A 20,668-nucleotide genomic window follows, 5' to 3' on the forward strand; every position below is an offset into this window, starting at 1 on the left:
TTTTTTTATGACTACCACTGACTCAGAAGTTGTCGTTTTATTGATTCTTGCTGATTTATTCGCTCTGATGATAAACCTATTTGAAGCATAACTTCTTCTGAAATATCAACAATATCAACGACGCCAATAATACTCCACAGTTCTCCCTCAAGCTCTTTGGCTTTGTGCATCGCATAGTGATGAATATATTTTATTTCGTTACTGACAAAGTTCATGTCAGGGCGACCGGTTTTAGATAAAAATAGCCTGAATGCCAAAAACACGTCTTTTTTTGATGAAGCATCAACAAAGCTATGTAACATGTCATGCGCTAAAAACTGATCGCCAAAGTAACAAACAAAACTACGCTCTACCGAGTCTTGATTTGGTCGATAGCGCACAAACAAATCAATCTCACGAGGTCTGTGAGTCCGCTCAATTTCATTGATGATTGGCGCATAGGTGTTGTTAACAGCATTGTCTTTGACTAATGGGTATAAATTGACCTTGCCTTTTTCGGGCGGGAATTGACGCATCAAATGGTGCAATAAGTTTGGCTGTGGGCCTTTACCAACGATATTCACACTAAATTTACCGTGGTCTTTGTTGATATACATCGCCATGTTTTTGCTGTGTTTTGCAAAAATGTTACGCAATGCTTTTGATAGACCAGGGTACTTACTTTCAATCTTAGTAGGGGTCAGCTTATTGATGTTTTGTCTGATAAGCTTGTAAAAGAAACGTCGGCCTTGATGTCCACCACGAGGATCATAAACCTTTAAGTTCATAATGGTCTTGTCACGGGAAATCGCCATGACTTCATAGGCGAGCTTATCGAGCTTAAACTTTTGAGTGACCTTTTGAAAATCAGGTAACCCCAAGACAATAATATCGCCTTTTTTAAAAGGAGCTTCAGTGTCCGTTACGACCTGTAGGCCATACGTTGAAATGTCACGACTAGATCCAGAAATTTGTCCTGAGTCATCAGGCAAATCGACAACCACGGAGGTTTTATAGAGGTAACGCTCTTCGCTTCGTAAATTAACGTAATCTATCGTCTCAACTTCGATATTGATGTATTGCTTGAGTTTTGGGTGACTAAATGGTTTTAGTAGGCTCAATTGAGTGCGATCGTATTGGTAAGTCGCTTGGTAATTTTGCGTCGATTGTTCATTTTTTAATGGCGTAAAAACTACTACATAGCTAAGCCCTTTAAGCAATCCTTGTACTTTTGGGGAAGGCGGACGATTGAGCTTTTGAATTTCTTTACTTGCTGTATCAGGAATGGACAACGGCAAGTGCGCGTCATCCGCGTTTGCTTCCGCTAATTGAAGTTTAAATACGTTCCAACTGTCTTTGCGGCTACCAAATCCAATAAACAAACTTCTCAGCTTGGGGTGAGCGTTGAGTTCTTCTGAGGTCGCACTATAAAAATATAATTTACCACCCTTAGCGTGAGTAAATGAATACAACAGAGTTTGTTTAATAGGGCTGTCTTGGCGAGCTAATCGAGCGATTCGTTTTTGGCTAAGTATTTGTTGAAATACTAAGTTTTTATTTTCATCACTAAAGTGACCTAATACACTGCGATTGTTTTCTGTCGCCAAGGCTAAAGTAGGCAAAAAGCGCTCATTGGCGTGACGTAAAAATACCGGTAGAGACGTTACGCGCGGTAAATAATATTGCTCAAACCCTTTGACGGTAACGGCTTCAAGTGTGTTGTCAAAGTTCACTTTGTAACGGCGTTTGTTGCCATTGATAAAGTTTCCCAAAAACTCATCAAACGTAGCTATGTCTTCTTTAAACGTCCGTTTGGCACGAATGTATTTGTGGGTATCACTGACTTCGTCAATGCCGACGATTTCGTACTGAATTCCGTCTTTCAATCCTAGCTCAAACTCTTGTTCAAGGCCGGTTAAATAAATCGCTATTTTTTGACCGACACTTGCGGGTTTGGAATTGGGGATTTTTACCTTTATGCCGCCAACTGATAAGTCACTACTGACGGCCTTTAGCACGTTACCCAGGCCAAACTGTATTTCGACCGCTATGCTAAAATTCATTCGCTCTTCAGTGCGAATACCATAGTGAGTAAACTCGATGGTGCGACCGCTAAGTGACTTACTTGCTGACTCTGACGTCTTATTTTTAATGGCATCAGGTTTGTCAGGTTGGTTTTTTTCTTTGAGTCGCTGCTGTTGCTCTTTTTTGTGGATGACACGGTTGTTATTTTCCGCATTCATTACCGCTTCATAGACACCGACAGTATATTGACCAAATTTCTTGGTTTGATCTTCAAAAATTTGACGGCCAATTTCATCAAGATAATGGGTTTTGTCTTGATATTCATATTCAACGGGATCACCTTTGACGTGGCCTCTCAAATCGAGCAAACGACCACTTGGCTGAGCCAGTCTTTTCAACTCCATTTTGATCAAGAACTGCTTCGCCTTCGGCACATCTGCTGCCTTCGACTTAAAGACTTTATCAAAATTTGGTTGATTGATGACTGATTTAAGATCTTCAATTAGGTCATTGAATTCTTGTAGTTCAGCTGACATAAATGGGTGTTATCCCTCTTACAAAATTAATACTTAAAAGCGAGCGACGGCTCATTTATAATCTGTATTTCTCATTGAGTATAAGACAGATTTCGTCAATTAGTCAGTTAGTTAAGCAACATGTGTGCCACGGTTGGTACTAAGAAGGGGTAATGGCAAAAAGTAAAACAGCGTATGTGTGTAACGAGTGTGGCGCAGAGTTTCCTCGATGGCAAGGCCAATGCGGAGAATGCCGCGAGTGGAATACCATTACCGAAATTAAACTAGCTCCTAAGAGTACAAAGTCGGGGTCTCGTTACGAAGGTTACGCTGGTCGAGTTGAAAACAAGGTTCAAACGTTGGATAAGATAGATCTGCAAGAGCTACCTAGGTTTAGCAGTGGTTATAAAGAGTTTGACCGTGTACTCGGTGGTGGTGTTGTTCCGGGTTCGGCTATTTTGATTGGCGGCAGTCCTGGTGCCGGCAAAAGTACCTTGTTATTACAAACTATGTGTTATTTGTCGGAACACATGAATACTTTGTACGTAACGGGTGAAGAAAGTTTGCAACAAGTCGCGATGCGAGCTCACCGATTGGGCCTTCCGACGAATAAACTCAATGTGTTAGCCGAGACGAGTGTTGAGGCGATTTGCACTCATGCCGAAAACTTAAAACCGCAAATTATCGTCGTTGACTCGATTCAAGTAATGCATGTCGCAGATATTAGCTCAGCGCCGGGAAGTGTGTCACAAGTACGAGAAGGGGCGGCGTTTTTAACTCGGTTCGCTAAGCAAAATAACATCGCAGTGTTAATGGTTGGTCACGTAACAAAAGACGGAACCTTGGCAGGACCCAAAGTACTAGAACACTGTATCGATGCCAGTGTAATGCTCGATGGCGATGCTGATGGGCGTTACAGAACAATGCGCGGTCACAAAAACCGCTTTGGTGCAGTAAACGAACTCGGTGTCTTTGCTATGACGGACAAAGGTTTAAGAGAGGTGAGTAACCCTTCGGCAATCTTTTTAAACAGAGCCGATGGAGACTCTTCGGGTAGCTCTGTGACTGTTTTGTGGGAAGGTACACGGCCGCTATTGGTTGAGATCCAAGCTTTGGTTGATGCTTCTCAATTAGGTAATCCACGTCGTGTTGCTGTTGGTTTGGAACAAAACAGATTGGCTATGTTACTGGCCGTATTACATCGTCATGGCGGTTTGATGTTAGGTGATCAGGACGTGTTTGTGAATGTAGTTGGCGGTGTAAAAGTCACCGAAACCAGTGTTGACCTAGCGTTATTACTGGCGATGGTTTCAAGCTTTCGAGACAATCCACTTGAACGAGAACTTGTGGTGTTTGGTGAAGTTGGCTTGGCAGGTGAAATTCGTCCAGTACCAAGTGGTCAGGAGCGATTGAAAGAAGCTGCGAAACACGGTTTTAAAAAGGCCATAGTGCCAAAAGCCAATATGCCGAAAGAGCCAATTGATGGAATGAGAGTTATTGGCATAACCCGTCTTAGTGAAGCTCTAGAACACCTTTAAATAAAAAAGAGGGCGTTAGCCCTCTAATGTCAAATGCTCGAGTTGGCGCTCGAGCAACTCAGCGTCACCAGAGTTTAGCTCTATTAAGCGACGTAAATGAGTCATGCTTTCTATGTCTATTTTTTCCCATTTAATGCCAATGCTGTGTGGCTCGCAGTGGGCAACTTCACCAACCATGTCAATGTGAACATCTGAGCCTTGCAGTAAAAAGTCTACCGTAGCAGTCTTACCTACACAGTCTCCAAGTGAATCAGGGGTAGAAATCAGCGCGCCTTTTAATGACAAATCTAATATGCTTGTATCAAATGATTGTTGACCAACCGAGAGTGTCGCTGGAGTAGAAAAAAGAACTCGTGTGTAGTAACGCTTATTTTCCATGCTTTGCCCGTTAAAAACTGCTTTTACTTTATATATTAATAGCACGTTGAAATCAGATTACAAAATAAACAAAGACAAACCAAAAGAAAGCCACAACCTCACAAATAAGTAATAAAAAAACGCTGCCAGAGCAGCGTTTTTTTAGTTGTATCATTTTAACGTGAAAAGGTAATACTATTTCAAACGCTTGTACTTGATACGATGAGGCTCAGCAGCATCGGCGCCGTAGGTTTGTTTTAACCAAGCTTCATATTCAGTGTAGTTACCTTCGAAGAACTCAATTTTACCTTCATCTCGGTAATCAAGAATATGTGTTGCAATTCGGTCTAAGAACCAACGGTCGTGCGAGATAACCATGGCACTACCAGGGAATGCCAACAAGGCATTCTCTAACGCTCGTAACGTCTCAACGTCTAGGTCATTGGTTGGTTCATCGAGCAGTAGTACGTTGCCACCGGCTTTAAGAAGCTTGGCTAGATGGACACGGTTGCGCTCACCACCTGATAGTTCACCAATGCGCTTTTGTTGGTCCGAACCTTTGAAGTTAAAACGAGAAACATAAGCACGTGACTGTACTTCGTAATTGCCCACTTGAATGATGTCTGAGCCTTCAGAAATCTCTTCAAATACAGTGTTGTTATCATTCATATTGTCACGGAACTGATCAACCGAAGACAAGCTAACGGTTTCACCTACAGTAATGGTGCCTGAATTTGGCTGTTCTGTGCCGCTTAACAATTTGAATAAAGTCGATTTACCCGCACCGTTTGGACCAATAATCCCAACAATACCACCTTTTGGAATAGTGAAGCTCAAATCGTCGATTAATACTCTATCGCCGAAGCTCTTAGAAATGTTTTCAACTTCGATGACTTTATCACCTAAGCGAGGACCTGGTGGAATATAAAGTTCGTTTGTTTCGTTACGCTTTTGGAAATCTTGATTTTGCATTTCTTCAAAACGCGCCATACGAGCTTTAGATTTTGACTGACGGCCTTTTGGATTTTGACGAACCCACTCAAGCTCTTGCTGAATTGATTTTTGACGAGATTTTTCTGCGCGTTCTTCTTGAGCCAAACGAGCTTCTTTTTGTTCAAGCCAGCTCGAATAATTACCTTCCCATGGAATTCCTTCACCACGGTCTAGCTCCAAAATCCAACCTGCTACATTATCTAGGAAGTAACGGTCGTGGGTAATGGCAACTACGGTACCTTCATACTCGTGTAAGAATCGCTCTAACCAAGCCACTGATTCTGCGTCTAAGTGGTTGGTAGGTTCGTCGAGTAGCAACATGTCTGGCTTATCAAGCAGTAAACGACAAATGGCAACACGGCGGCGCTCACCACCTGATAAGTGTTCAATTTTGGCATCCCACTCAGGTAAACGCAGGGCATCAGCCGCAACTTCTAGTTGGTTATCTAAGTTATGACCGTCTTTGGCTTGAATGATCGCTTCTAATTCGCCTTGTTCTTTCGCTAAAGCATCAAAATCGGCGTCTTCCATTGCATATTCGGCATACACTTCGTCTAAGCGTTGTAATGCGTTTTTGACATCGGATACAGCTTCTTCAACCACTTCACGAACGGTTTTTGATTCGTCCAAAACCGGCTCTTGAGGAAGGTAGCCAATGTTGATACCCGGCATAGGGCGCGCTTCACCTTCGATCTCTGTATCGATGCCGGCCATGATGCGTAATAGGGTTGATTTACCCGCACCATTCAGACCTAAAACACCGATTTTTGCACCCGGAAAAAAGCTAAGAGAAATATCTTTTAAAATAGTTTTCTTTGGAGGAACCACCTTGCTCACACGAGACATGGTGTAGATAAATTGGGCCATTGTTTTTATATTGCCTATTTTTGTCTAAGTTGTTGGCTATTGTAGTTTAGACGTCAGATTAATGTCTACATTGACCCCAAAAATCCTACAAGTATTTAATAGTTTGCAGAATTTCATTTCGTGTCTAACCTTTTTTTTAGGGCCTTTGTAAAATGAGAGATAAAACTGGTGCAGCAAAAGAAAACGATTTTAGTCGCTGATGATGACGCTAGCATTAATCAATTACTGACTAACGCACTTGCGTCCAAATTCGAAGTAGCATCTTCAAGTTCAGGTGCTGATACATTGGCGTATTGTCAGCAGCAAAAGCCAGATTTGATTTTGTTAGACGTAAACCTTGGCGATATAGATGGCAAGGAAATATGTAAACAAATCAAGCAAGATTACGCGCCACAAGCGCCTCTGATCATTTTTATTTCTGCGGATGACGGTCAAGAAAATATCATTAGCTGTTTTGAAAACGGCGCAGACGACTTTATTGGTAAACCTTTTTCTCCGGCTCAGGTGGTAGGAAAGGTAGATGCACTAATAAAACACAACATATTGGTTGAGAGTTTACAGAGTCAGAGCCAAGAGTTGACTAACTTAGTCAGTACGACGATGTCGCAAGCTTCTAGTTATGGTCAGTCTTTGCAGATGGTCAAGCAGCTCAATCACGCAAACTCAGAAGAAGAAATTGCTAACGTCGTGTTTAGTTACCTGGCAACTCAGGGGTTGCACGCCGCGATTTATTTTGTGAAAGGAGAAGAGTCGGTCTGTTTCGATCAAAAATCGAAAGTGTGTTCTCCAATTGTCAAAGAGGTATTTGAACTCGCACACAACAAACAGCGAATTAAAAAGCTTGGTGGAAGGCTGCTGGTCTCGGATGAGCATTGCTCTGTTCTGGTGATGAACCCGCCAGCAGATGAGAGTGACGAATATAGTATTTTTATCGATATTATTGCCGTTATTATCGAAGCGCTTGAAGCTAGGTACATCGGATATTTGCGAGAGCGAGAACTACAGTCGGTGAATACTGAGTTGTCAAAAGTTATTACCCAACTGAGTGTCGATGTTGAGAAGGTCAGACAGGATCGGCAAAAGTTGATGGATGACATCGTTATGCAAATTGGTTTGAGTTTCCATCAACTCGATTTAACCATTGAACAAGAAGAATACTTCACTAAGCTAATGGAAGATACATTGTTGAATCACGATGAAAACAACAATGTTTTAATGGACTTACAAGACAAGCTACAACACCTTGTAAACGAGATGAAGTCATTGTTGGGTTAGTAATTTGCCTTTATAAAAGTAATTCGAACATGTTAGAAATTCTCATTGTTTAGTGGTGGGCTTTTTTTTAATAAGTGCGTATTATAAGCGACTCATTCGTTTGTATTAATCAGTACTGAGGTGCACTTATGTTAACTCGTGATATGAATATCGCAGATTTCGACCCTGAATTATGGGCGTCAATTGAACAAGAAACTCGCCGTCAAGAACAACACATTGAATTGATTGCTTCTGAGAACTACGCCAGTCCACGAGTTATGCAAGCGCAAGGCTCACAGTTAACAAACAAATACGCTGAAGGTTACCCAGGTAAGCGCTACTACGGTGGTTGTGAGTACGTTGACGTGACTGAGCAGCTAGCTATCGATCGCGCAAACGAGCTTTTCGGTACTGACTATGCAAACGTTCAACCTCACTCAGGTTCACAAGCTAACTCAGCTGTTTTCCAAGCGTTATTAAATGCAGGTGATACGGTTTTAGGTATGAGTTTAGCGCACGGTGGTCACTTGACTCACGGTTCTCATGTTAACTTCTCGGGCAAAACATACAATGCAATTCAGTATGGCCTTGACGAAGCGACGGGCGAAATTGACTACATACAAGTTGAAGAGCTAGCCGTAGAGCACAAACCTAAAATGATTATCGCTGGCTTCTCAGCATACTCTGGTATCGTTGACTGGGCTAAATTCCGTGAAATCGCTGACAAAGTTGGTGCTTACTTGTTTGTTGATATGGCTCACGTTGCAGGTTTAATTGCCGCAGGTGTTTATCCTTCACCAGTTCCTTTTGCACACGTAATCACAACAACCACGCATAAAACGCTTGCTGGTCCTCGTGGTGGTTTGATCATCTCTGGTGCCAAAGACGAAGAACTATACAAAAAACTAAACAGCGCTGTTTTCCCAGGTGGCCAAGGTGGTCCTTTGTGTCACGTTATTGCGGCTAAAGCGGTTGCGTTTAAAGAAGCGCTTCAACCTGAGTTTAAAGAGTACCAACAGCAAGTGGTTAAAAATGCCAAAAAGATGTGTGCTGTTTTACAACAACGCGGTTACAAAATTGTTTCTAACGGTACTGAGAACCACTTGTTCTTAGTTGATTTAATCGACAAAGACATTACTGGTAAAGACGCGGATGCGGCTTTAGGTAAAGCGTTCATTACAGTAAACAAAAACTCTGTACCAAACGATCCTCGCTCGCCGTTTGTTACATCTGGTTTGCGTTTAGGTACACCAGCCGTAACTCGTCGTGGAATGAAAGAAGCTGAAATGGAAGAGTTATCAAACTTGATTTGTGATGTATTAGACAACATCGAAAGCGAAGATAACCTTGCACAAGTTAAAGAGAAAGTTATCGCATTGTGCGAACGCTTCCCTGTTTACGCGTAAGCTATTTATTCCCACAAAAGCTGTGGTAAACTCAAGAGCCGTGTTAATACACGGCTTTTTTGTAAGTACAGGAAATCGATATGCATTGTCCATTTTGTTCAGCGACAGAAACTAAAGTCATCGACTCTCGACTAGTCGGAGGCGGTTCTCAAGTGCGCCGTCGACGAGAGTGCAACCTGTGCAACGAACGTTTTACCACATTTGAAGGCGCTGAATTGGTTATGCCCAAAGTCGTTAAAAGGGACAAAAAACGAGAGCCTTTTAACGAAGACAAAATGTCGGCCGGTATCCTAAGAGCTATAGAGAAACGACCTGTCAGTACAGAGCAGGTTGATCAACTTATTCTCACCATTAAAAAAGAAATTCGTAATACCGGTGAGCGCGAAATTACCTCTGAGTTTATCGGTAATTTAATAATGGATGGCTTGGTACTTTTAGACAAAGTGGCCTATGTTAGATTTGCGTCCGTATATCGCTCTTTCGAGGATATCCGAGAGTTTGGTGAAGAAATTGCCAAAATTGGCCAACAAGCCGAAAGCAAACAAGAAATCAAAAGCCGCCAATCGAAGTTATTCGAATAACCCACGTCAAAAGCGTTGTTATGATCACATCAACCGATTTAGCCTATATGGCCGAAGCCGTGCAACTTGCCAAGCGCGGCCAATATACTACGACCCCCAACCCCAATGTCGGGTGCGTCATTGTTAAAAACCAACAAATCATTGGTAAAGGCTGGCACAAGAAAGCAGGAACTGGACACGCAGAAGTTAATGCTTTGGCTAACTTAACAAAGGCAGCGTCCTCTGGTGCCACCGCATATGTCACGCTAGAACCATGTAGTCATTATGGCAGAACACCTCCTTGCGCCCTGCGTTTAGTGGAAGCAGGCGTCAGTCGAGTGGTCGTTGGTATGTTAGATACCAATCCGCAGGTCAGTGGTAATGGAATAAAAATTCTTGAAGAGGCTGGTATTGAAGTCGAAGTTGGGGTTTTAGAAGCCGAGTGTCGCGCTCTAAACCCAGGATTTTTCTCGATAATGGAGCGCCAAAGGCCATTTGTCCAAATCAAACTAGCGGCTTCTTTAGATGGTAAAACTGCGCTTCACAATGGTGAAAGTAAGTGGATAACAGGCCCTGCCGCGAGGGCCGATGTACAAACATACCGAGCTAAGGCTTCGGCGATTTTAACCAGTGCATCAACGGTGTTGCAAGACGACGCAAGTATGAATGTCAGGCAGGAACAGTTAAATTTTAATTATCCACTAGACGAAACCAATACCAACATTCGCCAACCTCACGTCGTAGTTCTTGATGGTAGGGCGCGTCTAAAACCAGAAGTGGCGACTTCTCTAAAACTGTTTAATACCGGCGCCCATGTAATTTTAATTCAAAATAAAAATAGCGAATATTCTGAACAAGCGTTTTCAGAAAAGGGTTTTGATCAAGTAACCGTTGAAAAACTGGAATATGACCCAACATCAGGATTCGATTTGAATGATGTCATGTCCGTCTGCACACAGCTGCAGTTTAATACAGTTTGGGTTGAGGCTGGTGGACGTTTAGCGGCTTCTTTTATACACGAAAAAATAGCAGACGAGCTAATTGTGTATATCGCACCTAAAATTATGGGGCAGGGTGGTTTTGATGTTATACCCCTTGGCCCTTTTAGCGAGATGAACCAAACCGTGTCTTTAACGACAAAAGATATGAGACAAGTCGGCGAAGATATTCGTTTGACTTATACACTTTCAAACAAAAACGATTAAAAAAGAGAACCCAACGTGTTTACTGGCATTATTGAAGCAACCGGTCACTTATCAAATATCACTCGTCTAGGGGATGATTATCAGGTTGAAGTGACCTCGACCGAACTCGACTTTTCAGATGTTCATCTAGGTGACAGTATCGCTACCAACGGCGTTTGTTTGACGGTTGTGTCCTTTACAGAACAGAGCTTCAAGGCTGATGTTTCGTTAGAAACGATAAACAATACCGGCTTTAAGCATTACGCGGCAGGACAGACGGTCAATTTAGAAAAAGCTATGCTGCCAACTACTCGGTTTGGCGGCCATATGGTCAGTGGCCACGTAGATGCGGTCAGTCACGTACAAAGTGTATATGACAATGGTCGTGCTAAAGATGTATGGATCAGTGTCCCCGCTGAGCTTCAAAAATATTTTGTCAAAAAAGGTTCTGTTACTGTCGATGGCATTAGTCTTACCGTAAATGATGTGACGGACGGTCAAATAAAGTTGACGATTGTCCCTCATACTTTTGCACAAACGACCCTTGCTAAAGTTCGCACTGGTGATGCAGTAAACCTTGAAGTTGATATAATAGCCCGATACGTAGAAAATTTTGTCAGCCAGAACAGTGGCTCATCGGGTGTCGATATGTCCCTGTTGGCTCGCTCTGGCTACCTTAAAAAATAACCCACCCAAAAGATTGGTATTTGTATGAAATTAAACACACCAGAAGAAATTATTGAAGATATTCGTCACGGTAAGATGGTCATTCTTATGGATGATGAAGATCGTGAAAATGAAGGTGATTTGATCATGGCGGCAGATATGCTTACGCCTGAGCACATTAATTTCATGGTTACGCATGCTCGTGGATTGGTTTGTTTACCTATGACGGAAGAGCGAGCTCGCTCATTAAACTTGGGTTTGATGGTTGATAACAACAACGCCCAGTTTGCAACCAACTTTACCGTGTCTATTGAGGCGGCAGAAGGTGTTACAACAGGTATCAGCGCAGCAGATCGCGCGCGTACGATTCAAGCTGCAGTTGCGCCAAATGCTAAGCCTGCGGATATTGTTCAGCCTGGTCATATTTTTCCTCTAATCGCTAAGCAAGGTGGGGTACTAACCCGCGCTGGTCATACAGAAGCGGCGGTTGATCTTGCTCGATTAGCAGGTCGCACCGATGCAGGTGTAATCGTAGAGATTTTGAATGAAGATGGCACAATGGCTCGTCGCCCAGACCTAGAAGTGTTTGCCGAAAAGCACGGACTAAAAATTGGCACCATTGCCGATTTAATTGAATACCGCAATCTTAATGAAACAACAGTCGAGCGCATTGCTAAGTGTAAAATCCCTACTAAATATGGCGAGTTTGACTTAGTTACGTTCAAAGACACGATTGATCAACAATTACATTTTGCGATGGTGAAAGGTGACATTAAAGAGCAAGAAGCGCCTTTGGTTCGTGTTCATCTGCAAAATACGTTTAGTGACCTATTATTATCAGACCGCTCTGTAAGTCGCAGTTTTGCGATCGATGATGCACTTGAAAAAATTGCCAATGAAGGCGGTGTGTTTGTGTTATTAGGTAAACAAGAATCAACTCATGATCTAGAGACTCTGGTTAAACGCTTTGAGGCAGAAGATACAGGCGATAACCTACCACCGGCTAAGTGGTCTGGTACGTCTCGTAACGTTGGGGTTGGCTCACAAATTTTAGCTCAATTAGGCGTTCACAAAATGCGTCTACTAAGCTCGCCTAAAAAGTACCACGCACTTTCTGGCTTTGGCTTAGAAGTTGTCGAGTACGTCAGCGAGTAATTGAAGATCGCGCGATCTGCTAACACCATTTCGAATGTTGTGGTATTATCGCGCACAATTTTTTAAAGAATAGAAATAAGGTTTACGAATGAACGTCATCGAAGGCAATTTTCGTGCGACAGGAAAAAAATTCGCAATAGTTGTGTCTCGTTTTAATCACTTTGTTGTAGATAGCCTACTAGAAGGCGCGGTAGATGCGCTTGAGCGTCACGGTGAAGTTAACTCTGACGATATCACCATTGTTTATGTGCCAGGTGCGTATGAGCTGCCACTAGCAGCTAAGAAAATTGCAAAGCGTGGTGACGTTGACGCCATTATTGCTATTGGCGCGGTAATCCGTGGTGGAACACCTCACTTTGACTTTGTTGCTGGTGAATGTAACAAGGGCCTTGCTGCGGTTTCTTTAGAGACAGATATTCCAGTATCTTTTGGTGTTATTACAACCGACAGTATCGAACAAGCGATTGAGCGTTCTGGTACTAAAGCTGGCAACAAGGGCGGCGAAGCAGCACTTGGCGCACTAGAAATGGTTAACGTACTGGATCAGATTTAAGGCTTAATCATGAAACCTGCAGCGAGAAGAAAAGCACGTGGTTTAGCCGTGCAAGCCATTTACTCTTGGCAAATAAGTCAAAACCACGTTAGTGACATTGAACAGCAGTTCTTGTTGGACAATGATGTTAACAAGATTGACGTAGAGTTTTTCAAAGAAGCAATCCGTGGTGTAGCAGCTCACTACAAAGAGTTAGATACAGCGTTAATGCCTTACACGGAACGCCCGTATGAAGAAGTGGATCAAATTGAAAAAGCCATCATGCGTTTATCAGCGTATGAATTAAAGTTTAGATTGGACGTCCCTTATAAAGTCGCAATCAACGAAGGCATTGAGTTAGCAAAAAAATTCGGTGCAGATGATAGCCACCGCTTTGTTAACGGTGTTCTAGATCGCGCATGTAAAGATCTTCGTATTCCACTTCAATAACCTAAGTAGTATTTCAAGGAATTGGTTATGAAAGAGTTTGAGCTTATTCAAACTTATTTTAGTGGCCGTGGTCCGCAACGAAAGGATGTTGTGCTTGGCGTCGGAGACGACGCAGCATTGACAAAAATGCCGCAAGATATGCTGCTAGTCGTTGCGACTGACACCATGGTCGAAAACACTCACTTTTTTAAAGATGCCTGCCCAAGGTCTATTGGTCATCGATGTATGGCGGTAAACCTCAGTGACTTTGCTGCAATGGGTGCAGAGCCTGCCTGGGCTTCTATTGCATTAACGCTACCTTCAGTTGATGAAGAGTGGGTCAAAGAATTTACTGAAGGCTTGTTTGAAATTGCTGAGTATTACAATGTTCAAATCATTGGCGGTGATACAACACAAGGTCCTCTCGCGGTTAGCGTTAGCTTGAAGGGCTTTGTCGCAGAAGGCAAAGCACTATTGCGAAGCGGTGCTAAAGCAGGTGACTGGTTATTTGTCACAGGTCAGTTAGGTGATTCAGCATTGGCCGTTGAGGCTAAATTAGGCAAAGAATCAATTTCTGAAGACGCGCTAAAAAAGGTTCAGCAACGCTTTGACTATCCAGCAGCCAGAATTGCCGCCGGTCATGTACTACGTCATGCGGCGACGTCGGCGCTGGATGTGAGTGACGGACTTGTACAGGATTTGGGGCACATTTTAAAAGCCTCTGGCGTTTCTGCAGAAATCGACGTAGACAAAGTCCCTGTATCACCGGTTGTCGTCGAAGCAGTCGGTGAAGAGCGTGCACTAGAGCTTGCACTGATGGGCGGTGAAGACTATGAATTACTCTTTACTGTACCTGAGGAGCAAAAGGGGTATCTAGAGCTCAACGCAACAGCGATGGGCATTAACTACACCTGTATTGGCCAAATCAAAGGTGGCGACTCAGGCGTTTCGTTACGTCGCAAGGGCAAACCTTATGTTCTGTCCAATAACAAAGGCTTCCAGCACTTTTCGGAATAATTATGTCGAACCAACAAGCTGTTCCTGTCAGTCGATTTAACTTATGTGATCCCGTTCACTTGTTAGCTACCGGATTCGGTAGTGGTCTTGCACCCGTTGCACCGGGAACGTTCGGTACGGTAGCCGCTATTCCACTGTATTTAGCTTTTGTCTTTAGCCCACTGTACGTTTTTATCGTCTTCACTTTATTAACGTGTATTGTAGGGCCTTACATTTGTGGTAAGGCAGCATCGGACATAGGCGTTCACGATCACAAAGCGATTGTTTGGGACGAATTTGCTGGTATGTTTATTACCCTGTGCTTTGTTCCATTTAGTTGGACGGCAGTTGGACTTGGTTTTGTTCTGTTTCGCTTTTTTGACATTATTAAGCCTTGGCCTATTAGCTATTTAGACAAGCACGTCCACGGTGGGCTAGGGATCATGGTAGACGATATTGCTGCGGGTTTAGCAGCAGGTGTTTGCTTATGGGCGATAATGCCGTTTTTAAGCTAAGGCAGCCTGCTGTTCTTGGCTAAAGAGCCGCTTGGTTTCAATGATCAAGCTGTGTTTTTTGTCGAGCTGAATTAACCCTTTCATCATTCTGCTGGTTTCCGGGTCAAGTTCGAATCCAGTCGCCGTGACGGCATCTAGAGATTTTATATCTTCCTCTTCGACGTGAATGCTATCTTTTACTTTATCAACTAAAAGACCTATGTGAGGTTCACGACCGTCAATAGTCGTGAAGACTATGATGGGTTTGTAACCTATTTCAACTTGCTCAATGGCAGAATCGAACAGTCGCTCTAACCGGCTAGCAGCTGTTGCTTTTTTGGATGGCCATTTTGCATCATCAAGTTCGCTGAATTCTTCATAGGTAGCAGTTAAAGTCTCTTTGACGCGCAAAAGTAAGGTGCTTAAGTCTTCATCGTCACACTCAAATTCATTCAGCCATTTACTAAACTCTATATGCTGGTGCTCCTGCGTTGCGTCCTTTCCTTGTAATTCAGAACTAAGTGAACTCAGCCATATCTTACTTTGTTGTTTTAGGTTTTTTAATTGTTTGATGACTTCTTTATTTTGACTATTAGTGGAGTGGCGGTTGAGGATTAATCCTAGGTCAAAAATAGGTACGGGGGTTCCCATAAACTCCCGAACACCAATAAAGTTCGGGTTGTTGTTAGGAACCTCAGTTAGGTCGTTGTTGTATTGCTCTGTTAATAATATATCTAAAATAGGCAACGAAATTGTTTTTGCACCTACTTGAAAATTAACTAAATCCATTAAAGACAACCCTCTTTTGCAACGATACTTTAGAGTTTAGTCGAGCATTAGAATTCAACAAGGAAGAGTGACTAGCTAATCTTTTGGTTTTGTATCGTCTGTATCATCAAAATCAGCGTCTTTGTTATTGTCGATTATGTTTTCAAGCTTCATTGTTTTAAACCCAAGTACAGGGCCACTTAAGCCATAGATCGCAAATACAATAAACAGCACTTCTGCGGGGCGAGCTGCAACAAGGACAAAAGCCAATACTAGTAGTAATAGACTTAAGAACGTATTTGTGTTTTTCCAATCAATCTGTTTAAACGCACTGTATCTAAAGTTACTGACCATGAATAAACCCATCAAAACAGTTATTACAGATAAAGCGTAATTAATCATCCCGCCTGACAAATCGAACTCTACAAGTACCCAAATTCCACTGGCGATAATGGCAGCCGCTGCAGGTGAGGCAAGACCTTGGAAGTAATTTTTGGGACCATCACCAGTTTGTGTATTGAATCGAGCAAGGCGAAGTGCTGCACATGCGACGTAAATAAACGCAGATAGCCATCCTAATTTACCCAACTCTTGTAACCCATAGTTGTACGCTAGTAGAGCCGGTGCAATACCAAAAGAGACGATGTCAGCCATACTGTCATATTCAGCTCCGAATGCACTCTGAGTATTGGTCAAACGGGCCACTCGGCCGTCAAGGCCATCAAAAATCATTGCGATGAAAATGGCAATCGCGGCAGCTTCGAACTTGCCATTGGTCGCTGCTATGATGGCGTAAAACCCCGAAAAAAGTCCCGCTGTTGTTAATAAGTTAGGTAATAAATAAAACTTTTCTTGTTGCTTTTTCGGCAACGAATTTTCATCAGACATAAAATTTTCTTTTATTTTCTAGCCAAATAAGGATATAAAAGGACAATAACACAAAAAAATAGCGATACAAAAAGGCAACCGGATGAGGGTTCTCACTACTTTTACATTGATTTGTTTGATGGCTTCAAGCGCTGCATTGGCGAAGGTCGAAAAAATCAAAGTATATAGATGGATAGATGAAAAGGGAGTGGTCACTTTTAGTGAATATCGCCCTAAAAACATGGATTATGTTGAACTAGAAGTAGAAGGTGACCGAGTCCGAACAACAACCCACAAGCAAGGCGATGAAGCTGGACAGTCCGAAAATTTGGGTATCAATGTTAACGGAGTTGGCAACAACCCTATCCAAGAATTAAACAGCCAAGCGACTCAATATTGCCAAAAAGCCCAACATAATTTAAAGGTTTTAGACTCATTTAAAAATGTACGAGTTTTAGATGACAATGGGAATCCAAAAGTATTGACCAAGGAAGACGTGGCCCAACAAAAAACCTTAGCCAACAGACAAATTGAGCTCTTTTGTAAAAAACCTGAGTAAAAACATTTTTCTCTTACTCAGGTAACTATAAGCTGAATTCGCCCAATGACGGGCTTGCCACGGCATTTGTTGTTGTGGTCAGTATCCAAGCTCGATAAGATCGTGCTTTGTAATTCAAGGAAGTTTTGTAAAGCGATGATAGACTATGTAGTTTCTCTGTTTTCTATTCCCTCAGACAGTATTCTCATTCAAGGCTTCTATAGCATAAGCATGATCACAATATCTGTGTTCATTGCAATATTTTCCTCTTTTATGGGCCTCCAAGTTGCGGTTCAGGCGGCAGATGTACTAAGTACTAACCGTCGTAAACTCATGTTACTAGTGGGTAGCATTGCCCTTGGTGGCGGCATATGGAGTATGCACTTTATTGGTATGTTGGCCTTTGAGTTGTGTACTCAAGTCGATTACGGGTGGGTACTTACTTCTGCGTCTCTCATTCCCGGAATTGCAGCTTCTTGGGTCGCATTAAACCACATCGTCACTAAACCCAAAGGTGCTATTCCATTAGTCACTGCAGGTGTTTTAGTTGGTGCTGGTATAGGCACAATGCATTATAGCGGTATGGCAGCGATGGAGATGGCTCCATTATTGCGTTATGACTTAGCGATATTTGCCTTATCTATTATAGTCGCGGTGAGCTTAGCAATATTATCCTTATGGATTCGATTTGGCCTGACAAAAGCCTTTTCGCGTAGCTTTTCTGAACTCCAATTAAATATGGCGTCAGCTTTGGTTATGGGCTGTGCCATTGCTGGTATGCATTACACGGGAATGGCGGCCGCGAGATTTGTAAGACCTCCTGGTTTTGAATTCAGTGATCAACCTCCTGAAACATCTATGTACCTTGCCTTTGGCGTCACCGTAATTACTCTTGTTATCATCAGTTTGGTGCTGGGTTTAAATCTAATTTTGAGATACAGAGATATCTCCAATAGAGCAATTGCTAGTGAACAGCGACTCAGTGCAACGATGGAAACCGCGATTGATTCTATTATTGTTATCGATAAAAACGGTGCAATAACAAGCGCCAACAAAGCAACAGAAAAACTGCTTGGTTGGTCTATTGAGGACTTGGTCAATCAAAATGTAAACGTGTTAATCCCTGAGCACTTGAGGTCTGATCAAAAAGGTCTTTTACAGCGCTATTTACAGGGCGATGACACTAGTTTAGTAGGACGAAGTCAAGAAGTACAAGCGGTACATAAGGACGGAAGTTTAGTTGAGATCCGGTTGGCATTGGGTCACGTTAGCCACAGTGATTCTGACTTTTTTGTTGCATTTATGTCAGATATTCGCGATCGCCTCAAGATGGAAAAAGCATTGCGTGACAACGAGGCAAGACTTCGCTCACTCGTCACTAATATTCCTGGTGTTGTTTATCGATGTAAAGACGACAATGACTGGGGAATGATGTTTGTTAATGACGCAGTTGAAAAGATCACGGGTTATTCTAAAGAGGACTTTTTATTACCTAATCACAAAATTAGTTTTGCCGATATTATTCACCAAGACGATTTAGCCAGGGTTATTCTAGAGTCGGGTAAAAATGACGTATTTAATGTCGAGTACAGAATTAAACGAAAAGACGGCGAAATCAGGTGGATGCTCGAGTTTGGTACCAGAATAATTGACCCAGTTAGCAAAGAGGTTTGGCTAGACGGTTTTATTATGGATATTACTGAGCGTCACCAGATGGTCAATGAATTAACAATTGCTAAGGATAAAGCAGAGCAAGCGGCCGCAAGTAGAGCAACATTTTTAGCCAATATGTCCCACGAGATCCGCACACCAATGAATGCCATTATTGGTTTTAGTGAGATTCTATTAGAAGAGCAGTTAAAACCAGATCAAAGGCGCCACTTGAGTACAATTAATAACTCTGCTAAGTCTCTTTTGCACCTTCTTAATGATGTGCTCGACAGTGCTAAGTTAGATAAGGGCAAACTTGAGCTGGAAAAGCGTAGCTTTTCATTGATTGAGGAAATCGATGCTGTCATTTCGACACTTTGGATACAAGCTAAAAACAAAGGACTGAAACTAGAAACAAAAATCGACTCGGCGATTTTACCATTTTATAAAGGCGCACCAGAGAGAATCAGGCAGGTATTAACGAACATAGTCAATAATGCGATAAAGTTTACTCAAGAAGGAGAGGTAGTTGTTTCTGTAAAGCCAGTGACAAATGAACACATCGAGTTTGTCGTAAAGGACACTGGTATTGGCATGAGCGAAGACCAACTGAGTCGCATATTTGAAGCCTTCACTCAAGCCGACGAATCTATGAGCCGACGTTTTGGTGGAACGGGACTCGGAACCACTATAAGTAAACAGCTTGTTGAGTTGATGGGTGGCTCTATCTCTGCGACGAGTACAAAGGGAGAGGGCAGCGAATTTAAGTTCACTTTACCATTAGAACCAGCAACGTCAGTAAAAAAACAGGTACAGCACAAAATTAAACTTCCCAAATTTAAGATTTTGGTCGTTGATGACATATCTCAAAACGTCGAACTTTTAGAGGAGTTGTTAACTCGATTGGGGCACGACGTCATAATCGCAAGAGATGGTCAACAAGCTTTGATCAGGATGGAAACGTGTGATGATATCGACGTCGTATTAATGGATGTGCAAATGCCGGTGATGGATGGTTTGACAGCAGCGACTCAGAGGCGAGCGTTTGAGCGGGCCAATCAGTTAAAGCGAACTCCTATTATTGCGCTGACGGCCAGTGTACTAGAAGACGATAGACTAGCAGCACAAAAAGCTGGGATGGAAGGATTTGCCAATAAACCGATCGAAATCCAATCCCTGTTGAGAGAAATTGCCAAAGTCACAGGCATTGAAACGGCGTCTGGACACGTCGAGCAAGGCTTTAGTAAAAAACAACTAGAGAATACCAAAGTGTATACAGATCTAGGCATAGACACTCATGCCGCCTTATCTCTTTGGGGAAGCTTTGATAAATACGAAAAACAACTTAGTCGATTTTTAGATCAACACAGCAAGGATTTCGAATACCTGTATGCGTTAGTCGAGCAACAAAATATAGAGGCTGTCAGCACTGAGCTACACAAGCTTAAAGGGTTAACAGCGAATTTGTCCTTGACCAGAATGGCGGCGCTGTTGGCAGAGTTAGAACATCAAATCGAATTGCGGCAATCGTTGCAAAACAGCCAACAGCTGACAAATCAAATAGCCACAAACGTAGTACAACTGCATCAGTACTTTTCGAATCAAAAGAGTGCCTCTGATAACTTAATAAAACCAGTTTCTGACTTTGATCAAGACGCACTCGCTTCGATACTAAAAGAGATTCAGATAGCCGTACAAGCCAATGAATTTGACGAACATAATTTAACTAAGCTTGAGTCACTTGGGTTGGGGCCTTATCAAGACGAAATTAACCAAGTGACAATCGCAATCGATGACTTTGAGTTTGAACAAGCGAACACATTGATCGAAAGGATTTTAACCAGCTTACAGACGATGAAGGGCGAGTAAAAGTGAATCTAGAATCTAAACCTAGC

The 20,668-nt window shown here is 42.5% G+C and carries 18 protein-coding genes; 13 read left to right on the forward strand and 5 right to left on the reverse strand.

Annotation, left to right across the window (positions count from 1 at the left end; all coding sequences use genetic code 11):
* Nucleotides 1–11: 11 nt before the first annotated feature.
* Nucleotides 12–2,540: a PilZ domain-containing protein gene (locus J1N51_RS14195; protein WP_208831896.1), complete on the reverse strand. Its 2,529-nt coding sequence runs from the start codon at nucleotides 2,538–2,540 to the stop codon at nucleotides 12–14.
* Between the two features lie 152 nt (nucleotides 2,541–2,692).
* On the opposite strand from J1N51_RS14195, the gene radA reads away from it, so the two are divergent.
* The gene (gene radA, locus J1N51_RS14200; protein ID WP_208831897.1) at nucleotides 2,693–4,057 is read left to right on the forward strand and encodes a DNA repair protein RadA; all 1,365 of its coding nucleotides are present in this window, start codon (nucleotides 2,693–2,695) and stop codon (nucleotides 4,055–4,057) included.
* Nucleotides 4,058–4,072: 15 nt separating this feature from the next.
* Here radA and J1N51_RS14205 read toward each other — a convergent pair whose 3' ends face one another.
* Nucleotides 4,073–4,435: a PilZ domain-containing protein gene (locus J1N51_RS14205; RefSeq protein WP_208831898.1), complete on the reverse strand. Its 363-nt coding sequence runs from the start codon at nucleotides 4,433–4,435 to the stop codon at nucleotides 4,073–4,075.
* Nucleotides 4,436–4,609: 174 nt separating this feature from the next.
* On the reverse strand, nucleotides 4,610–6,274 hold the full coding sequence (ettA, locus tag J1N51_RS14210) for an energy-dependent translational throttle protein EttA (RefSeq protein WP_208831899.1): 1,665 nt from the start codon (nucleotides 6,272–6,274) through the stop codon (nucleotides 4,610–4,612).
* Nucleotides 6,275–6,442: 168 nt separating this feature from the next.
* Here ettA and J1N51_RS14215 point away from each other — a divergent pair, with 168 nt between their 5' ends.
* The 10 genes from J1N51_RS14215 to J1N51_RS14260 all read left to right on the forward strand — a co-directional run bounded on the left by J1N51_RS14215 (nucleotide 6,443) and on the right by J1N51_RS14260 (nucleotide 14,971).
* Nucleotides 6,443–7,549 carry a response regulator gene (locus tag J1N51_RS14215; protein ID WP_208831900.1) on the forward strand — a complete coding sequence of 369 codons (1,107 nt, stop codon included), beginning with the start codon at nucleotides 6,443–6,445 and terminating at the stop codon, nucleotides 7,547–7,549.
* 128 nt (nucleotides 7,550–7,677) lie between these two features.
* Nucleotides 7,678–8,934 (forward strand): serine hydroxymethyltransferase, encoded by a 1,257-nt coding sequence (glyA, locus tag J1N51_RS14220; RefSeq protein ID WP_208831901.1) that lies wholly within the window; start codon nucleotides 7,678–7,680, stop codon nucleotides 8,932–8,934.
* A gap of 80 nt (nucleotides 8,935–9,014) precedes the next feature.
* The gene (gene nrdR, locus J1N51_RS14225; RefSeq protein WP_208831902.1) at nucleotides 9,015–9,515 is read left to right on the forward strand and encodes a transcriptional regulator NrdR; all 501 of its coding nucleotides are present in this window, start codon (nucleotides 9,015–9,017) and stop codon (nucleotides 9,513–9,515) included.
* A 20-nt stretch (nucleotides 9,516–9,535) separates the two neighbouring features.
* Entirely contained in the window at nucleotides 9,536–10,699 is a 1,164-nt protein-coding gene (gene ribD / locus J1N51_RS14230) for a bifunctional diaminohydroxyphosphoribosylaminopyrimidine deaminase/5-amino-6-(5-phosphoribosylamino)uracil reductase RibD (RefSeq protein WP_208831903.1), read from the forward strand.
* Nucleotides 10,700–10,714: 15 nt separating this feature from the next.
* Nucleotides 10,715–11,365, forward strand: coding sequence for a riboflavin synthase (locus tag J1N51_RS14235; protein ID WP_208831904.1), 651 nt, complete (start codon nucleotides 10,715–10,717; stop codon nucleotides 11,363–11,365).
* Nucleotides 11,366–11,389: 24 nt separating this feature from the next.
* Nucleotides 11,390–12,499 carry a bifunctional 3,4-dihydroxy-2-butanone-4-phosphate synthase/GTP cyclohydrolase II gene (gene ribBA / locus J1N51_RS14240; RefSeq protein ID WP_208831905.1) on the forward strand — a complete coding sequence of 370 codons (1,110 nt, stop codon included), beginning with the start codon at nucleotides 11,390–11,392 and terminating at the stop codon, nucleotides 12,497–12,499.
* Between the two features lie 88 nt (nucleotides 12,500–12,587).
* Nucleotides 12,588–13,052, forward strand: a complete 465-nt coding sequence (gene ribH / locus J1N51_RS14245) for a 6,7-dimethyl-8-ribityllumazine synthase (RefSeq protein WP_208831906.1) — start codon at nucleotides 12,588–12,590, stop codon at nucleotides 13,050–13,052.
* A 9-nt stretch (nucleotides 13,053–13,061) separates the two neighbouring features.
* Nucleotides 13,062–13,481, forward strand: coding sequence for a transcription antitermination factor NusB (gene nusB, locus J1N51_RS14250; protein WP_208831907.1), 420 nt, complete (start codon nucleotides 13,062–13,064; stop codon nucleotides 13,479–13,481).
* 27 nt (nucleotides 13,482–13,508) lie between these two features.
* Complete coding sequence (gene thiL, locus J1N51_RS14255; protein WP_208831908.1) at nucleotides 13,509–14,477, forward strand: thiamine-phosphate kinase; 969 nt, start codon at nucleotides 13,509–13,511, stop codon at nucleotides 14,475–14,477.
* A gap of 2 nt (nucleotides 14,478–14,479) precedes the next feature.
* Nucleotides 14,480–14,971: a phosphatidylglycerophosphatase A family protein gene (locus J1N51_RS14260; protein ID WP_208831909.1), complete on the forward strand. Its 492-nt coding sequence runs from the start codon at nucleotides 14,480–14,482 to the stop codon at nucleotides 14,969–14,971.
* Here J1N51_RS14260 and J1N51_RS14265 read toward each other — a convergent pair.
* Nucleotides 14,963–15,739 carry a chemotaxis protein CheW gene (locus J1N51_RS14265; RefSeq protein ID WP_208831910.1) on the reverse strand — a complete coding sequence of 259 codons (777 nt, stop codon included), beginning with the start codon at nucleotides 15,737–15,739 and terminating at the stop codon, nucleotides 14,963–14,965. The two genes, J1N51_RS14260 and J1N51_RS14265, sit on opposite strands and share 9 nt — an antisense overlap.
* A gap of 75 nt (nucleotides 15,740–15,814) precedes the next feature.
* Nucleotides 15,815–16,588 carry a CDP-diacylglycerol--serine O-phosphatidyltransferase gene (gene pssA / locus J1N51_RS14270; protein WP_208833455.1) on the reverse strand — a complete coding sequence of 258 codons (774 nt, stop codon included), beginning with the start codon at nucleotides 16,586–16,588 and terminating at the stop codon, nucleotides 15,815–15,817.
* A 100-nt stretch (nucleotides 16,589–16,688) separates the two neighbouring features.
* Between pssA and J1N51_RS14275 the strand changes: the two genes are divergently transcribed.
* Together J1N51_RS14275 and J1N51_RS14280 are read left to right on the forward strand one after the other, a co-directional pair.
* Complete coding sequence (locus tag J1N51_RS14275) at nucleotides 16,689–17,144, forward strand: DUF4124 domain-containing protein (protein WP_208831911.1); 456 nt, start codon at nucleotides 16,689–16,691, stop codon at nucleotides 17,142–17,144.
* Between the two features lie 135 nt (nucleotides 17,145–17,279).
* Nucleotides 17,280–20,642 carry an MHYT domain-containing protein gene (locus J1N51_RS14280; protein ID WP_208831912.1) on the forward strand — a complete coding sequence of 1,121 codons (3,363 nt, stop codon included), beginning with the start codon at nucleotides 17,280–17,282 and terminating at the stop codon, nucleotides 20,640–20,642.
* The last annotated feature ends 26 nt before the right edge of the window (nucleotides 20,643–20,668 follow it).

The sequence above is a fragment of the Psychrosphaera ytuae genome, assembly GCF_017638545.1.
GTDB lineage: Bacteria > Pseudomonadota > Gammaproteobacteria > Enterobacterales > Alteromonadaceae > Psychrosphaera > Psychrosphaera ytuae.

What these genes read in the sequence shown, in the direction of transcription:
- nrdR (WP_208831902.1), top strand. Translation starts at nt 9,015, where the DNA reads ATGCATTGTCCATTTTGTTCAGCGACAGAAACTAAAGTCATCGACTCT.
- nusB (WP_208831907.1), top strand. Translation starts at nt 13,062, where the DNA reads ATGAAACCTGCAGCGAGAAGAAAAGCACGTGGTTTAGCCGTGCAAGCC.
- J1N51_RS14260 (WP_208831909.1), top strand. Translation starts at nt 14,480, where the DNA reads ATGTCGAACCAACAAGCTGTTCCTGTCAGTCGATTTAACTTATGTGAT.
- ettA (WP_208831899.1), bottom strand. Translation starts at nt 6,274, where the DNA reads ATGGCCCAATTTATCTACACCATGTCTCGTGTGAGCAAGGTGGTTCCT.
- ribBA (WP_208831905.1), top strand. Translation starts at nt 11,390, where the DNA reads ATGAAATTAAACACACCAGAAGAAATTATTGAAGATATTCGTCACGGT.
- J1N51_RS14195 (WP_208831896.1), bottom strand. Translation starts at nt 2,540, where the DNA reads ATGTCAGCTGAACTACAAGAATTCAATGACCTAATTGAAGATCTTAAA.
- ribD (WP_208831903.1), top strand. Translation starts at nt 9,536, where the DNA reads ATGATCACATCAACCGATTTAGCCTATATGGCCGAAGCCGTGCAACTT.
- ribH (WP_208831906.1), top strand. Translation starts at nt 12,588, where the DNA reads ATGAACGTCATCGAAGGCAATTTTCGTGCGACAGGAAAAAAATTCGCA.
- glyA (WP_208831901.1), top strand. Translation starts at nt 7,678, where the DNA reads ATGTTAACTCGTGATATGAATATCGCAGATTTCGACCCTGAATTATGG.
- radA (WP_208831897.1), top strand. Translation starts at nt 2,693, where the DNA reads ATGGCAAAAAGTAAAACAGCGTATGTGTGTAACGAGTGTGGCGCAGAG.
- J1N51_RS14275 (WP_208831911.1), top strand. Translation starts at nt 16,689, where the DNA reads ATGAGGGTTCTCACTACTTTTACATTGATTTGTTTGATGGCTTCAAGC.
- thiL (WP_208831908.1), top strand. Translation starts at nt 13,509, where the DNA reads ATGAAAGAGTTTGAGCTTATTCAAACTTATTTTAGTGGCCGTGGTCCG.
- J1N51_RS14205 (WP_208831898.1), bottom strand. Translation starts at nt 4,435, where the DNA reads ATGGAAAATAAGCGTTACTACACACGAGTTCTTTTTTCTACTCCAGCG.
- J1N51_RS14280 (WP_208831912.1), top strand. Translation starts at nt 17,280, where the DNA reads ATGATAGACTATGTAGTTTCTCTGTTTTCTATTCCCTCAGACAGTATT.
- J1N51_RS14265 (WP_208831910.1), bottom strand. Translation starts at nt 15,739, where the DNA reads ATGGATTTAGTTAATTTTCAAGTAGGTGCAAAAACAATTTCGTTGCCT.